Source organism: Carnobacterium sp. GW821-FHT04C06 (assembly GCF_059420345.1).
In genome coordinates this window covers 175,433-189,166 of record NZ_JBWKTN010000006.1, presented here as the reverse complement: position 1 = coordinate 189,166, position 13,734 = coordinate 175,433, and the positions used below count along the sequence as shown (strand labels likewise).

The following is a 13,734-nucleotide window of genomic DNA, read 5'->3' as shown; positions in this document are numbered from 1 at the left end:
TTTTCACATATTTTATTTATATTCAACTATTCAATAATAGCCTAAATGTAGTTATTTTTCAACATACAACTCAGGCTACGTCTTTGTTCAGTCTACTCATTTATAAAGGTAATTCCTATTGAAACAGAACTATACCAATTAGAATAAGTCTTTTCAAAAATGATTTTCTTCAAAATCCAGCAATCCATATTTTTTTTGAAACCGTTGAATAATTTTTAACCATGATGCGCTAAAGAAAAAAAGAAAAAAAACATTTGATAACGCATGCGCCAAATCAAAATAAAAGCTTGCAGCATACGCTTGTAAAAAAGTTAATGCTGATAGGGGTTGAATAAAGCCAATTACATACCATAAATTCATAATCCAACCAAAAATAAATCCCCAAATAAATCCAAATACTAAGCGTCCCCACATTTCTTGTAAGAATGGAGTCTTTCCTAATAAACCAGCCGTATATCCCATCAATCCCCAACAAAACATTTGCCATAAAGTCCAAGGCCCTTGTCCTAAAAACATATTAGAAACTAGCGCTGCTGTTGCGCCAATCATAAACCCAGATTCCTTACCTAGAATCATCGCTGCAACAATAATCACAAAGCTCGTTGGTTGAACACTTGGGAGCATCGCGAAAGGAACTCGGCTCACTGCCGCAATCGTTGCTAAAACTGCAATAAAAACGATTTCTCTAGCAGTCATTTTTCGCCGTTCAAACCGTTGATACAAAGGGTACATCCCCATTGCTAAAAAGATAAAGCTCAGCAATAGATACTGTTTCCCGCTCACTAATAATGAACTAATCAACAAAGTAGTCATACCAATTATCGAACCTAAAATAGGCTTAATTTTCAACATATGGCAATACATCCTCCCAGATCAACGCATTTGGCAGTGAATGTCGAACTAACCGATTGATACTTGTTGTGTAAAAGAAATTATCACTAAAAAATTCTTTAGTGGGTGCTTTTGAAATAATTCTGCCATCAAATAGCATCGCAGTTTCATTAAAATAACGCGCTGCAAATTCTAAATCATGAGTTGCGACTATAATCAGAACTCCTTCCTTTTCTAACTCTTTTAGATAAATTCCTAAAGTAGCTTTTCTAACTGGATCTAAACCTTTCGTTGGCTCATCTAATAGTAAAATTTGCGGATTTGATAACAAAGTGATTCCTAACGCAATTAATTGTTGTTCCCCACCACTGCAATCAAAAGGATTACGTAGAGCAAGATGTTCAATTTCTAGCTTCTCCAACATCTTTTGAGCAGTTTTTTTAGTGTCTTTTAATGCAAGCTGTGCTCCCCGTTCAACAAATTCTGCTAATACGGTATCATTAGCAAAATGATAGCTTGGATTCTGTGACAGATAACCAATTTTTTGGTAACGTGTTGTTAAATCAAGTTTTAAAATAGCTTGTTTATCGATACGAACTTTACCACGCCTTGGTTTTAATAATCCTGCCAACACTAGTAATAACGTTGATTTTCCTGTTCCATTTTTACCTACAAGTGCTAAACTCCCTTGCTTTGGTAAGGAAAGACTTAACTCTCTTAAAATACAACGACCTTGCGCTTCGTATTGGAAAGTTAGCTTTTTGGCAATAAGGTTAGCTTCTTGTTCTTTTTCAACGTTCGCTGGAATCTCAACTGGCTGAACAGGCTTAAAAGTTGGCAAATTCCTTTGGCCTTCATTCACAGTAAAATAACATTCTCCCTTCCCTAATTCAATAAACAATCTGGGGATTTGAGGGATGAACAACTTACTAGGAGCTGTCTTTGCTAACTGTAAAACACTTCTTTTGGGTTTGTCTTCATAACTAATTTTTCCTGATTCCATAAAGATTAACCGCGTTGCAAGCGGTAAAACATCATCTAAACGGTGCTCACTAATTATAATGGTCATTCCCAGTTCCTCTTGAACTCTTTTTAATAACGTCAGAAAATCTCTCGTTGCTACTGGATCAAGTTGCGCCGTCGGCTCGTCTAACAACACCAATTCAGGTTGTAAAATTAAGACGCTTGCTAAATTAATCATTTGTTTCTGTCCTGCAGATAATGTATGAATTGACTCTTCCATTAAATGCTGAAAGCCTAAAAAGCTCACCATTTCTGCAATGCGTTTATTGATAATATCAGGAGCACACCCACAATTTTCGAGAGCAAATGCCAGCTCGCCCATCACGGTGTCCATTACAATTTGGTTGTCTGGATTTTGAAAGACCATCCCGACTTCTTTGGCAGATTGAATTGGGGTTAGTGTTGAAAAGGGTTGCCCTTTATAAAAACGTTCTCCAGAACGCTTGCCGATTGGTGACAACTCTTTTTTTAAGTGTTTTAACAATGTCGTCTTTCCACTTCCAGAGGCGCCCGCAATTAAAACAAATTCCCCTTTACCTGCACTAAATGAGATATTGTCTAACGCTTTTTTTGCTTCATCTGGGTAATTAAAATTTAATTGTCGTGTTTCAACCAGCGCCACCATACTCTTTCTCTCCCTTCTAAAAATAATGGAATTCCAATAAACAAACTAATAAAAATGAATAGGAACCATTCATTTAAGGTGGTGAATCCCCAGTTGCTAAAGGATGTATATACGCTGTACTCACCTATCCCCTTTAATTTCCAGCTGATAATCGTAATGAAGAGCGTCCCTCCGATTACTCCTATGAGCCAGTCTCTCACTTCCATAAAATATCGTAAATAGCTTGTTCTTTTAGCAACACCGTATCCTCTTCCTTCCATTGAATCCGCTGTTTGCAAGGCTTCTTCTAGCGAGCAAATCAATAAAACTTGAACTAATTTCATGCCATTTTTAGCACGTTCTCTTAGTTTTCCCGTTTCCATTTGAATGCCTCTCGTTTTTTGCACTCTTGTAATCGTAGTCAGCCTTCTCAAAAATAGCGGAACAAAACGAATTGTGATCATCGTTAATAAGGTTAACTGTGGCGAAATTCGTGAAAAAAGATATAAAAATTTATGAGCAGTTATGACTTGATTATAAGAAATAAAAATCAGCATTAAATTTAAATAAACCACTGTCATTAATAATCCATACAGCACAGCTTCTAAAGTAACTGGATTAGCACCTAAATAAAAAAGAAAATAAGTACCTCGATGATTTAAAAGTCCATTGAATAAAATAATCGCCAATAAGAGTATCCAGGATTGTTTAAACATCTTTTTTACTTTTTCGGTATTTCCTTGAAGTATATTTAGCAATAGCAACAGAAGAAGCTCTGTTAAAATGATGACAGGTTGTGTAAATAATATCACTAAAATAAACAATCCTAAATAATAGCTTGTACTGATAGCTGGATGTATTTCGTCTAATACTGTCTTCATACTTCACCTCTTTTCTATACTAAGAACCAGCCAAAATTAATAAGCTAATTTCGACTGGTTTAATTTATGCTATGCTTTTTTACGTCTACTCAAAACAATTCCACTTGTTCCGATTAAAAATAATCCGACATTTAACCCATGATTTTGCCAGGTTATCTTTTCACCTGTTTTAGGAAGTGCCGTTTTAGATTGCGTAGTCACCTGTTTTTCTTGGTTTTGTTGGCTAGTCGCTAACGGCTCACTCTCATTTTTTTGAGGTACTTGAACTTGAACAGTTTCTTCTTCTTTTGGTAACTCTATCACTGGCTCAACTAATGATAATCGTTGACCAACCATTACTTCGTCATTTTCTAAACGATTCCAACTACGAATGTCTTCAATCGCTAACCCAAAACGAGTTGCGATTAAAGCAAGCGTATCTCCTGCAGCAACTGTATAATAACCACTTTCTGGGATTGGTAATGGTGTCTTTTCTACTGGTTCTGGTATTGGATTTGGTTCTGGATCAGGAGTTGGCTTAGCTTCTGATTGGGTTAATAAAGGGACGGGATTTTTTTCGAAATCATAGATAGAACCTTTCTCTTCTTGGAAGAAACGATATTGCGCAAGGGCATAAATAACTTGTTCTAACGCTGCACCATTATTGGCAGTATCCGTTGCAACCCATTTAAAGCCACCATCTGCTAACTGATAAGTCAGTAATGCTTCAACCATCGTAGCGTCTTTCGTGTACATCGGATCCATTGGATTTATTTGATTACTAGTTAACCCCATTAATGCTTGAGCAATTGTATTGGAATTTTCTTCTCCCCAAAATCCAGCTGATTTGTAACCACCTGACGGTTCTTGAACAGCTGCTAAATAACGAGCAGCCTTATTAATTGATTCTTGAACTGCTGGTTTATCCCGATGATTAGCTAATGACGTCATGACCATTCCCGTAATATCTACATCACTTTTTGTCCCAAACAGGGCCCAACCGCCGTCTGATTTTTGAAGAGAGCATAGCCTATCGACTAATTGATCCAATGTAAAAGCTGCATCCTCTGGTACGGTATATCTTTTTGTTTCAAGTGCAATTAGACTATAAATAATGCTATTGATGCCTTCATTTAAAAGATTTTTATTTTGATACATTTCGGCCACTAAATTTTTGTGAGTTGTTGCTTCTGGGATAGATGTAGGGTCAGCGCCGATTGCAACTAAACCAATCAATGTTCGAGCATAATCTGTCGAGGCTAAACGATTGGCTGTATTTAGATAAGTCACTACCTCACTGTAGCGCGCTTGTCTCATTTCTTGACTAGCAGGTTGCAGGGAACGTGCACGAGCTAAGGCTTCCCAGTCACCGCCTATTTTTCCCTTTTCCATCATTTTTGCTACTCCTCGATTTTCAGCTTCCTGAACATTCGAATTGCTTTCTGCATGAACACTATTGCTTGAGATACTTAACAGGAAAATCCCTGCTACCACGATTTGAATAATTTTATTTTTCATGATGTTCCTCCATTTTTAGTTATCCTTGTGGGGCACCAACATCTTGCCCTAGATTTTCTGTATATTTCCACTCAATTTGATCGCCATTTTTTAAAGGGTAACTGTTTGCGCCATATCCAGGAAATAAACCATTGACTGCGTATAACCAACCACTTTCAGGCCCTTTATCCTTTTCGTAAAGGTTATTAATACCTGCTACATAACTTCCACCGAAGGTTACTTCAATTTGAATACCATTTGTTTTACAAAAACGAGTTAAAACGGACATCACGCTTTCGCCTTCCTCTATTTCAACTTTTTGTGAAGTGCGCAAGTAAGCACTAGAATTAGCCGTTGTTCCACGAATTGAAAGGTTAACGGTTGGTTTTTCAACAACTTCTGGTGCTGGGGTTGGCGCAGGTTTCACTGGTTTCGTAGAATCTGATTTTTGGGGTTCTTCTGGTGTCGATTCGCTGCTTGTTTCTTCTTGTTTTTTAGATTCTTGAGAAGGATCACGAGCTACTTGCGTTTCAGGACTCACTTCAGGAATTGGATTCGCTATTGCACTACTTTCTGTTTTAGATGCTGTTTTTTTATCATCAAGAGAAGTGCCTTCTTTTTCTGTAGTTGTTGTTTCTTTTATTTTTTGAGAATCAGAGTCTTTTTTAGCACTCTTTTTTTTCTCTGAATGTTTTAACGGTTCCTTTTTTTCACTTGTTTCTACTTTAGGCGCAATATGGCCATATTTGCCATTCACAAAAATACCACCGACGGTAAAGAAAACTAATGCTCCTGTTACAATTAATTGAATTTTTTTCTTTTGCATTTCACTCCTCCTCGTCATTTTCAAACTCCATTTCTTTATTATAATCGCCATTTTAATCGGTTACAACTGTTCTTAGCTTCTTTATTGAAATACTTCTTTATTTAACCGCTTTTATCCCTTCTTAAAATAGGCTATACTGAAATCAATACAACTATGTTTAGGAGGATTTTATTATGGTATTCGGTTCTGAAAATGATTGGATAGAAAAACTAGCATTAACGCCCCATCCTGAAGGTGGATTTTTCAAGGAAATGTTCCACTCGAAAGAGACCTTCACTACAAAAGACCAACGACTAAGACACCACTATTCTAGTATTTATTTTCTTTTAAATACTAAAAGTCCTTCTCACTTTCATCGTTTAAAATCGGATGAAATTTGGTACTACCATACAGGTTCGCCATTATCTGTTCATTTATTGCATCCTGATGGTCGTTATGAAGAAATAAAATTAGGTCTAGACCCTTCCAAAGGGGAAGTCTTACAGGCTGTTGTTCCAAAAAATGTCATTTTTGGATCTAGCGTTGAAGAAAAAGATGGCTTTTCTTTAGTTAGTTGTATGGTCTCTCCTGGTTTTGATTATCATGACTTTGAGTTGTTTACTCAAAAAGAGCTCCTAAAAGATTATCCAAATCATAGTGGCATTATCAAAAAATTAGCTTACTTTGAATTACCATCTGCATAACAAAAAGCACAACAGAAAATTTCTGTTGTGCTTTTACAACTGACAGCGCCCTATTCTTAAGTAAAACATGAGCCTCCCCTTTAAAAAGGCTTTGTTTATTCATTAAATCAATATTTTTTATCTATTGACTAATTGATAGGCTCTGTTGATAAAAATCCACTTAATGACGAATCATAAAATGATTTTTTACCTGTGATTAATTATATCAATAAGTTTACTTTTTTACTTTTTTATTTTTTCTTGTTTAATAGAAATTTAGTTTATAATCGTGCTTAATTGGCGTCATTCCTACTATTCTATTCATCAAAAAAAGCCGTTGATTCAAGAGAAATTTTCTTGAATCAATGGCTTTTTTTACTTAAAGTAGTTTCCTGGGCTTACATGAATCGTTTTATCGCGGATATCAACTTCATCTACACATAGTAGAGATGAATAATCCTCAATCATACGATTTCCACTAAAAGTTGATTCAGCAAAAACAGTAATCCCAACGAGTTCTGCTTCAAATTCTTCAATCAAGCTCTTCATCCCGTTAACCGTTCCGCCGCCTTTCATAAAGTCATCTACGATTAAAACGCGAGATCCTCTTTTTAGACTACGTTTTGATAGTTCCATTTTTTCAACTCGTTCAGATGAACCTGACACATAGTTGATGCTTACTGTTGAGCCTTCTGTAATTTTTGAATCACGACGTACAATCACAAAAGGAACATTCAAATAGCTTGAAACAGCTTGAGCAATTGGAACTCCTTTAGTTGCAACTGTCATTACAGCATCAATTGGCTGATTTAAATATTGCGTCGCAATAATTTTTCCAACTTGACGCAAGATGTCTGGTTCACCTAATAAATCAGATAAATAAACATACCCACCTGGTAGTAATCGATCTTGTTCTGATAAGCGTAAACACATCTCTTTCACAAATTCGGCTGCTTCTGCTTCTTGGATAGCAGGAATAAACTTGACGCCACCTGCTGCTCCTGGTACGGTTTCTAACGTTCCTGTACCACGTTCTCTAAATGTTTTTTTTACAATTGTTAAATCTTCACTGATAGAAGATTTTGCTGAATCATAGCGATTTGCAAAGTATGTCAAAGAAACTAATGTATGGGGTCTTTCCAATAAGTAACGGGTCATATCAATCAGTCGTTCACTTCTTTTTACCTTCAAAATGGTCACCTCTTTCTTAATATTAAAAACCAAATTTTACACTTCTCCTATTATACGGCTTAAAACAAAAAAAAGGTAGTTATTTCTATTGTTTTTTGTTAAAATGTTCGTTTTTGTTATTATTTTCTCATGAAATTTGATTTCAACCTTCGCTTTTTATACTTTTTGACTCATTTTAAACGAACTAGCATTTATGAGTTATTTTATTACATATATGATAATTTTATTGTTTTATTAGAAAACTAAAAGTAATATGAAATAGTAATTAAAAATTATTTTATTGGAGGAATTTGATGAACTTGAAAAGAAGTGCTATTTTATTAACCTGTGGAGCGATTTTATTTACAACTTCTGGAACCCTATTGTCTCCTATGTCAACACAAGCAAGTACAATGGAAATTAATCAGAATAAGATTGTCGAAATTAAAGACCCCGTTTTAAAAGAAGCCATCAAAAAACAATTAAATCTTACACCTGATGAAGAAATCACTTATGACAACATTCAAAAGTTAACTGATTTAAATGTTTCAGAATCTGCCATCAAAACACTTGAAGGCTTGGAAAATGCTCATTCTTTAAAAACACTTTATCTTTATCATGTTCAACAGTTTGATGGTAATTTAGCACCTATTGCAGGTTTGACAGAGCTAACTGAATTAAATGTCGGTAAAGCGAACATTACAGATCTATCGCCTTTAAAAAATCTATCCAAAAACATGGTGGGTATGAGCTTTGAAGACAATCCTCATTTAACTGATAACAACAACATTTTAGGAGCTTTTACACATCTCAAAACACTAAGCATTAATAATACAGCAATTTCTAACCTAGATTTTCTAAAAAATATGTACGATTTAGATATCTTATTTTTAAACAACTTGCCTCTTGATGCTACTTCTCAATTAACTTATATTAGCCAAAATAAAGCACTAACGAAACTTTCGATGAATAATCTTGCTCTTTCATCGCTTGAATTTATTAGACCTTTACAAGATTTACAAGGATTAAGCGTTAAAGACAATCATATTGTAGATTTCCGACCACTGACAGCGACTAAAGTTGACAGTCATAACGATGATTTATTTTCTGCTGAAAATCAATCTATTTCCCTACCTGAAGGAACAGTTGGACTAGGTACTCATGTAAGTTTATACCTTCCAAAAAATGACGCGCCTGTTCTTAAATGGAATGCTTTAGGTGATTTTGTTAACAATCAATTAACTTGGCACGAAACAGGAGTAAATACGTTAGACTTTTCATCAAATGACAATCTTATTTCTGGAACTATCCAACAAGTAATTAAATAAAAAAAAGACACTTCTCAACGGAACTGCCACTATAATTAGATACAACTAAAAAAGAGCACCTCAAATTTAGTAAAATAAATTTGGAGGTGTTTTCTGATGTCAAAACATAATTTTTATCCTGTTGAATTAAAGATTCAAATTATTAATCGATTTCTTAATGGTGAAAGCGCAGCTTCACTTCGTGAAGAATTTAAAATTCCTAGTAGAGGAACTCTTTACAAATGGAAAGATTGGTACCTAAATGGTGAGATAATAAGTCTAGAAAGTTCTTTTGGACGACGATTAGAAAAGGATATTCCTGTATCTGAACAATTAGATAAAGTAACGAAAGAGCTAAACTTATTAAAAAATATTTTTCTCAAGAAAGAGGATGATAGCTGAAAATATAGTGCAGTTTATTAAATAAAATACAGATATCTTTTCCATTACTAAATTAACGGAATTAGTTGGAATCTCTAGAAGTTTTTATTATCGTCACCCAAATAAAGAGAAAGTTAAATTTTCCTATCTAGAGCAAAGGATCCAACAACTAACGAAAGAAAATCACTTTCTCTATGGCTATCGAAAAATTCATGCACTTATCAATAAAAAGTTTTCTGTAGGGATTAATAAAGTAGCTAGGATTATGCGTAAATATGGATGGAATTGTATTGCGAAGAAGAAAAAATTTAAGAAGCCTCGTAATCCATATAAATCTTTTGAAAATGTCATTAATAAGGATTTGGCAATAGATAGACCTCTTTGTAAATTGACAACGGATATTACTTATCTACCTTTTGGTAAATCTATGCTCCATTTATCAACAATCATGGATACCTTTAATAGTGAGATTGTAGCCTATAAAATTTCAGATGATCCAGATACTAAATTAGCCGTAGATATCTTAAATCAAATTGATACATTTCCAAAAGGAGCCAGTTTGCATAGTGATCAAGGTTCAACCTATACTTCAAAAGAATTTTATGAAGTAGCCCGCAAAAAAAAAACGTTATCCGAAGTATGTCCCGTAAGGGGACGCCCTCAAATAACGCACCAATAGAATCGTTTCATTCCTCACTAAAGTCTGAAACATTCTAGAATAACAAACGAGTCTTAACGAAATTAGGTCCTCTTTCACCAGTAGATTACCGGAAAAAGATGACCTAATGAGATGCTCTTTTTAAATTGTGTCAAAAAGTAGTTGCATTCCCACTGAAGGGTGTCTCTTTTACATAGTTTAGGACTTGCGACTTTCTCGATAGCGAAGTTTTGAAATAATAGCAATACATCCACCACTTATAATAAATAAAAGGATAAAAATTAAGGTAATCGTAGCCCCAGGTGGAGTCCCAAATTCATAAGAGGTTGTTAATCCACCAAACATCCCCACCAGACCTACAATGACTCCCATTACCATTACCCAATTAAAACTTTTACTTAATCGCATCGCGATAGCTGCTGGCAAAATCATAATAGCAGAAACCAATAAAGCTCCAGCTATTGGCATAATCACTGCAATTGTTACACCAGTAATCACGTTGAATAATAGAGACATTAAACGAACTGGTAAGCCAGCTGTATAAGCCGTATCTTCATCAAAGGTCAAAACATACATTGGCTTTCTAAATAAGAAGAATAGAACTACAACAATAACAAATAATGCTGTTAATAAGTATACTTGCTCTTGACTAATGGTTACGATTGAACCAAACAAGTATTGCTGTACACTTGCTGTTCCACTTCCTTGATCTAAGCTCATAAGTACCAATGCAATCGATAGACCTGCAGACATCAAGACCGCAATGGATACTTCCGAATAGGTTTTATAGATACTGCGAACGTATTCTATAATCAACGCCGCAATGACAACAACGACTAACGTTGTGAATGTTGGATTGATATTTAAAAACATTCCTAATGCCACACCTGCTAAAGAAATATGCGAAAGTGTATCTGCCATCAAAGACTGTCTTCTTAAAACAAGAAAGAGGCCTAATAATGGCGCAATCACAGCAATTAAGAAAGAGGCTTGGAAGGCGTGCTGCATGAATTCATGGCGAAACATCTCCACGGTGAGTCCTCCTTTCGAATCAACTGAATATGACGGTCGGCGTACTCTTTAATATCATCATGATCATGGGTTACCATCAGAATTCCTTTTCCATGAACTTGACTGCTGTGTTTTAGTAGCTTATAAAATTCGCCTCGTGCTTCTACGTCCATTCCAGTTGTTGGTTCATCTAACACAAACAAATCTGGATCTGTCGCAAAAATTCGAGCTAAACAAATTCGTTGTTTTTGACCACCGGATAACTCGCCTATTTTTTTATGGCGCATATCCCACATCCCAACAGATAAGAGGGCCCGCTCCACATGTTCATGATCTTCTGGCGTCAGGCGTTTAAACCAACGACCTTGTTGATAGCGGCCTGATCGTACTAACTCTAAAACTGTACTGGGAAATCCAGCATTAAACGAGGCAATTTGTTGTGGAATATACCCAATGCTTAGTTTTTCACCAGCGCTATTCACCTTAGAAATCGTTGCACTTCCCTTTCCCGGCTTTAACAATCCTAGAATATTTCTAAGCAGAGTTGATTTTGCTGCTCCATTTTCTCCTGTCAGCATAACAAACTCTCCTGGATCAACAGTAAAGGAAATGTTTTCTAAGACTGGCTCTTCATCATAATAAAAAGTCAAATCGTTTACTTCTATATAATGCACACATGTCCCTTCTCTCTTGTACTTCGCTCAGTTTCTTTTTTGCTCTTTATAGTTTACCTTATTTGATGGTTTCTTGTAAGGCTTTCAAGTTATTTTCCATTACTTTGATGTAATCAATTCCTTGATCTTGATCTTCTTTTGTAATGCCTTCAATTGGGCTTAAAACAGCTAACGTTGCACCAGTCTCTTTAGCTAATGTTTTGGCAATTTTAGGAGAAGCCGTTTCTTCAAAGTAAATTACTTTAATGTTGTTTTCCTTCACAAAATCATTTAACTCTGCTAATTTAGCAGGACTTGGCTCTTGATCTGGGGAAATACCGGAAATAGCGACTTGTTTTAAATCGTATCGTGCTGCTAAATAAGCAAATGCTGCATGTTGTGTAACGAAGGTACGATTTTTCGCATCTTTTAAACCTGCTTCAAATTTTTCATTTAAAGCATCTAATTTATCTGAATAGGTTTTGGCATTTTTTTCATAGCTTGCTTTGTTTGTTTTATCTGCTTGAATGAGACCTTCTTTAATTGCATTAACTTCTTCTTTGGCTAAAACTGGATCTAACCAAACATGTGGATCATGGGCATGGCTATGACCTTCGTGGTCGTGATCATGATCTTCGTCTTCTTCTTCGTGGCTTCCTTCAAGCAACTTAATTTCTTTACTTGCATCGATGACCACCGTCTTTTTCGTATCAATATTTTTCAATACACTACCAACCCAAGTTTCCATCTCTTCACTATTGTAAACAAAAACATCAGAATCCGCAATTTTGGCGATGTCTTTTGCGCTAGGCTCGTAATCATGTGGTTCTGTACCAGCTTTCATTAAAACAGAAACCTCGCCATTATCTCCTACCACATTTTTTGTAAAATCATACATTGGATAAAATGTCGTCACTACTTGTAGTTTATCTGTTTTTGCTGTTTCTTGTTTATTGCCACACCCCGCTACAACAAATAAGATGCTAAGCAATAAAATACTAAATCCCATTATTTTTTTATTTTTCATGTAAATCCTCCTATATAGGTGCTTTATTATATTCTATGTTCAGTGCGATGACGAAATTAAATGATTCTGTTCAAATCGTAATGATTACTATTTACCAACGCATTAAGAGCTTATCATTATCTGAAACATTGGTCAAGTAAAAAATGAAACAAAATAAAAAAATCATGTTCACCTAAGTCAATTAGATAAACATGATTTCTTCCCATTACTATTAAGATACGTGTTTTTCAATAAATTCCATCATTTTATTGAAAGTTATTTTGGCTGGCTCTGTATTTAAAAGAAATTGATATTCATGCTCTGTTTTTGCTTCTTTTCGATCAAAGAAAATGCTTTCCACTTCAATCTGTTTTGCCTTTAATTGTTCAATAAATTCATGCGCGTGGTGCTCAAAAGAATTTGTATTGCCATCTGTTACAAAAACTGGCGGATATTCTTTTGTAATGTGTAAATCTAATGCCACTTGTTTTAAGCGCTCATCTTTTAACCAGTTTTTTTCTCCTACATACGCCCATGCAACTTGATTCATCAAGATATTCATTAACCTTGACTTACTTTCTGTTCCTAATTTTTCAATATTGAAGGGTCCGCAAAATAGTAGACCGCCTTTGATACTTTCTTTTGGTACGACGGCTTGAATTGCGACTAATTCCGCTAAAATTGGATTAGTCTGGATTGCTAAAAATTGTGCAACAATCTGTGCTCCTGCTGAATCGCCTGCAAAAAGCACTTGATCCAAATCAATTCCAAATTCTTCTGCGTGCCCCTTTAAATAAAGGTAGCTTTCAGTTAACTGAACTAATGGGCCTGGATAAATTTGCTCAGGTGCTAATGCATAATTGATGTTAGCAACCACATAGCCATAGCTCGCAATACTTTCTGCATAGCTCGTAATATCTCTTTTATCCCCGCCAACGTAAGCTCCACCATGAACCCAAATAATTAAAGGAGCTTTTCCAAGTGAATCTTTAGGCATAATCACATCCATCTTTCCATTTGCCAACGTTGAGCGGTAATCAATATCCTTGACTGAGGTTGTTTTAGCTTGGATTTCTTCATGGTTTCGAGGAGTAAATTCTTTTGGTCGTTCAAAACGTTTTCTTAATAATTTTGAAACAGGGACGGGTGTTAATCTCGTGATAATAGCTGGAGCCATTAGGACACCTATTAAAAATGGTGCCACGTAACCAATCCGACGCTTTTTCTTTTCCATTTTATTTCACC

Annotated in this window: 14 protein-coding genes; 4 read left to right on the top strand and 10 right to left on the bottom strand. The window is 35.3% G+C overall.

Annotated features, from left to right (window positions below; all coding sequences use genetic code 11):
- Window positions 1-153 precede the first annotated feature (153 nt).
- The 5 genes from AC07SW_RS12080 to AC07SW_RS12060 all read right to left on the bottom strand — a co-directional run bounded on the left by AC07SW_RS12080 (window position 154) and on the right by AC07SW_RS12060 (window position 5,641).
- Window positions 154-852, bottom strand: coding sequence for an ECF transporter S component (locus AC07SW_RS12080; RefSeq protein ID WP_135023485.1), 699 nt, complete (start codon window positions 850-852; stop codon window positions 154-156).
- Window positions 839-2,479, bottom strand: a complete 1,641-nt coding sequence (locus tag AC07SW_RS12075) for an ABC transporter ATP-binding protein (protein WP_494632965.1) — start codon at window positions 2,477-2,479, stop codon at window positions 839-841. The genes AC07SW_RS12080 and AC07SW_RS12075 overlap by 14 nt, the downstream gene beginning before the upstream one ends.
- Window positions 2,449-3,339 carry an energy-coupling factor transporter transmembrane component T gene (locus AC07SW_RS12070; protein WP_119908644.1) on the bottom strand — a complete coding sequence of 297 codons (891 nt, stop codon included), beginning with the start codon at window positions 3,337-3,339 and terminating at the stop codon, window positions 2,449-2,451. The genes AC07SW_RS12075 and AC07SW_RS12070 overlap by 31 nt, the downstream gene beginning before the upstream one ends.
- 69 nt (window positions 3,340-3,408) lie before the next feature.
- The gene (locus AC07SW_RS12065; protein WP_135023481.1) at window positions 3,409-4,836 is read right to left on the bottom strand and encodes a LysM peptidoglycan-binding domain-containing protein; all 1,428 of its coding nucleotides are present in this window, start codon (window positions 4,834-4,836) and stop codon (window positions 3,409-3,411) included.
- Window positions 4,837-4,855: 19 nt separating this feature from the next.
- Window positions 4,856-5,641 carry a DUF4430 domain-containing protein gene (locus AC07SW_RS12060; protein ID WP_034573220.1) on the bottom strand — a complete coding sequence of 262 codons (786 nt, stop codon included), beginning with the start codon at window positions 5,639-5,641 and terminating at the stop codon, window positions 4,856-4,858.
- A 173-nt stretch (window positions 5,642-5,814) separates the two neighbouring features.
- Between AC07SW_RS12060 and AC07SW_RS12055 the strand changes: the two genes are divergently transcribed.
- Window positions 5,815-6,324 (top strand): cupin domain-containing protein, encoded by a 510-nt coding sequence (locus AC07SW_RS12055; RefSeq protein ID WP_135023479.1) that lies wholly within the window; start codon window positions 5,815-5,817, stop codon window positions 6,322-6,324.
- A 354-nt stretch (window positions 6,325-6,678) separates the two neighbouring features.
- Here the strand turns inward: AC07SW_RS12055 and purR are convergent, their stop codons facing one another.
- Complete coding sequence (purR, locus tag AC07SW_RS12050; RefSeq protein WP_034573954.1) at window positions 6,679-7,494, bottom strand: pur operon repressor; 816 nt, start codon at window positions 7,492-7,494, stop codon at window positions 6,679-6,681.
- A 293-nt stretch (window positions 7,495-7,787) separates the two neighbouring features.
- On the opposite strand from purR, the gene AC07SW_RS12045 reads away from it, so the two are divergent.
- The 3 genes from AC07SW_RS12045 (at window position 7,788) to AC07SW_RS12035 (ending at window position 9,840) form a co-directional block, all read left to right on the top strand.
- A complete protein-coding gene (locus AC07SW_RS12045) occupies window positions 7,788-8,801 on the top strand; it encodes a leucine-rich repeat domain-containing protein (RefSeq protein ID WP_119907216.1) in 1,014 nt (337 codons plus the stop codon).
- A 96-nt stretch (window positions 8,802-8,897) separates the two neighbouring features.
- The gene (locus tag AC07SW_RS12040) at window positions 8,898-9,182 is read left to right on the top strand and encodes a helix-turn-helix domain-containing protein (RefSeq protein WP_119907217.1); all 285 of its coding nucleotides are present in this window, start codon (window positions 8,898-8,900) and stop codon (window positions 9,180-9,182) included.
- 34 nt (window positions 9,183-9,216) lie between these two features.
- Window positions 9,217-9,840: a DDE-type integrase/transposase/recombinase gene (locus AC07SW_RS12035; RefSeq protein WP_494632989.1), complete on the top strand. Its 624-nt coding sequence runs from the start codon at window positions 9,217-9,219 to the stop codon at window positions 9,838-9,840.
- A gap of 177 nt (window positions 9,841-10,017) precedes the next feature.
- Here the strand turns inward: AC07SW_RS12035 and AC07SW_RS12030 are convergent, their stop codons facing one another.
- The 4 genes from AC07SW_RS12030 to AC07SW_RS12015 form a co-directional block, all read right to left on the bottom strand.
- The gene (locus AC07SW_RS12030) at window positions 10,018-10,851 is read right to left on the bottom strand and encodes a metal ABC transporter permease (protein ID WP_034573211.1); all 834 of its coding nucleotides are present in this window, start codon (window positions 10,849-10,851) and stop codon (window positions 10,018-10,020) included.
- Window positions 10,797-11,504, bottom strand: coding sequence for a metal ABC transporter ATP-binding protein (locus AC07SW_RS12025; RefSeq protein WP_034573209.1), 708 nt, complete (start codon window positions 11,502-11,504; stop codon window positions 10,797-10,799). Before AC07SW_RS12025 ends, AC07SW_RS12030 begins: the two co-directional genes overlap by 55 nt.
- A 58-nt stretch (window positions 11,505-11,562) precedes the next feature.
- Window positions 11,563-12,510: a metal ABC transporter substrate-binding protein gene (locus AC07SW_RS12020; protein WP_119907218.1), complete on the bottom strand. Its 948-nt coding sequence runs from the start codon at window positions 12,508-12,510 to the stop codon at window positions 11,563-11,565.
- A gap of 211 nt (window positions 12,511-12,721) precedes the next feature.
- Window positions 12,722-13,723 carry an alpha/beta hydrolase gene (locus AC07SW_RS12015; RefSeq protein ID WP_135017982.1) on the bottom strand — a complete coding sequence of 334 codons (1,002 nt, stop codon included), beginning with the start codon at window positions 13,721-13,723 and terminating at the stop codon, window positions 12,722-12,724.
- Window positions 13,724-13,734 lie beyond the last annotated feature (11 nt).

Bases quoted from the DNA above. Each gene is read 5' to 3' on its own strand.
- AC07SW_RS12080 (WP_135023485.1), bottom strand. From the start codon at position 852: ATGTTGAAAATTAAGCCTATTTTAGGTTCGATAATTGGTATGACTACT.
- AC07SW_RS12075 (WP_494632965.1), bottom strand. From the start codon at position 2,479: ATGGTGGCGCTGGTTGAAACACGACAATTAAATTTTAATTACCCAGAT.
- AC07SW_RS12070 (WP_119908644.1), bottom strand. From the start codon at position 3,339: ATGAAGACAGTATTAGACGAAATACATCCAGCTATCAGTACAAGCTAT.
- AC07SW_RS12065 (WP_135023481.1), bottom strand. From the start codon at position 4,836: ATGAAAAATAAAATTATTCAAATCGTGGTAGCAGGGATTTTCCTGTTA.
- AC07SW_RS12060 (WP_034573220.1), bottom strand. From the start codon at position 5,641: ATGCAAAAGAAAAAAATTCAATTAATTGTAACAGGAGCATTAGTTTTC.
- AC07SW_RS12055 (WP_135023479.1), top strand. From the start codon at position 5,815: ATGGTATTCGGTTCTGAAAATGATTGGATAGAAAAACTAGCATTAACG.
- AC07SW_RS12045 (WP_119907216.1), top strand. From the start codon at position 7,788: ATGAACTTGAAAAGAAGTGCTATTTTATTAACCTGTGGAGCGATTTTA.
- AC07SW_RS12040 (WP_119907217.1), top strand. From the start codon at position 8,898: ATGTCAAAACATAATTTTTATCCTGTTGAATTAAAGATTCAAATTATT.
- AC07SW_RS12020 (WP_119907218.1), bottom strand. From the start codon at position 12,510: ATGAAAAATAAAAAAATAATGGGATTTAGTATTTTATTGCTTAGCATC.
- AC07SW_RS12015 (WP_135017982.1), bottom strand. From the start codon at position 13,723: ATGGAAAAGAAAAAGCGTCGGATTGGTTACGTGGCACCATTTTTAATA.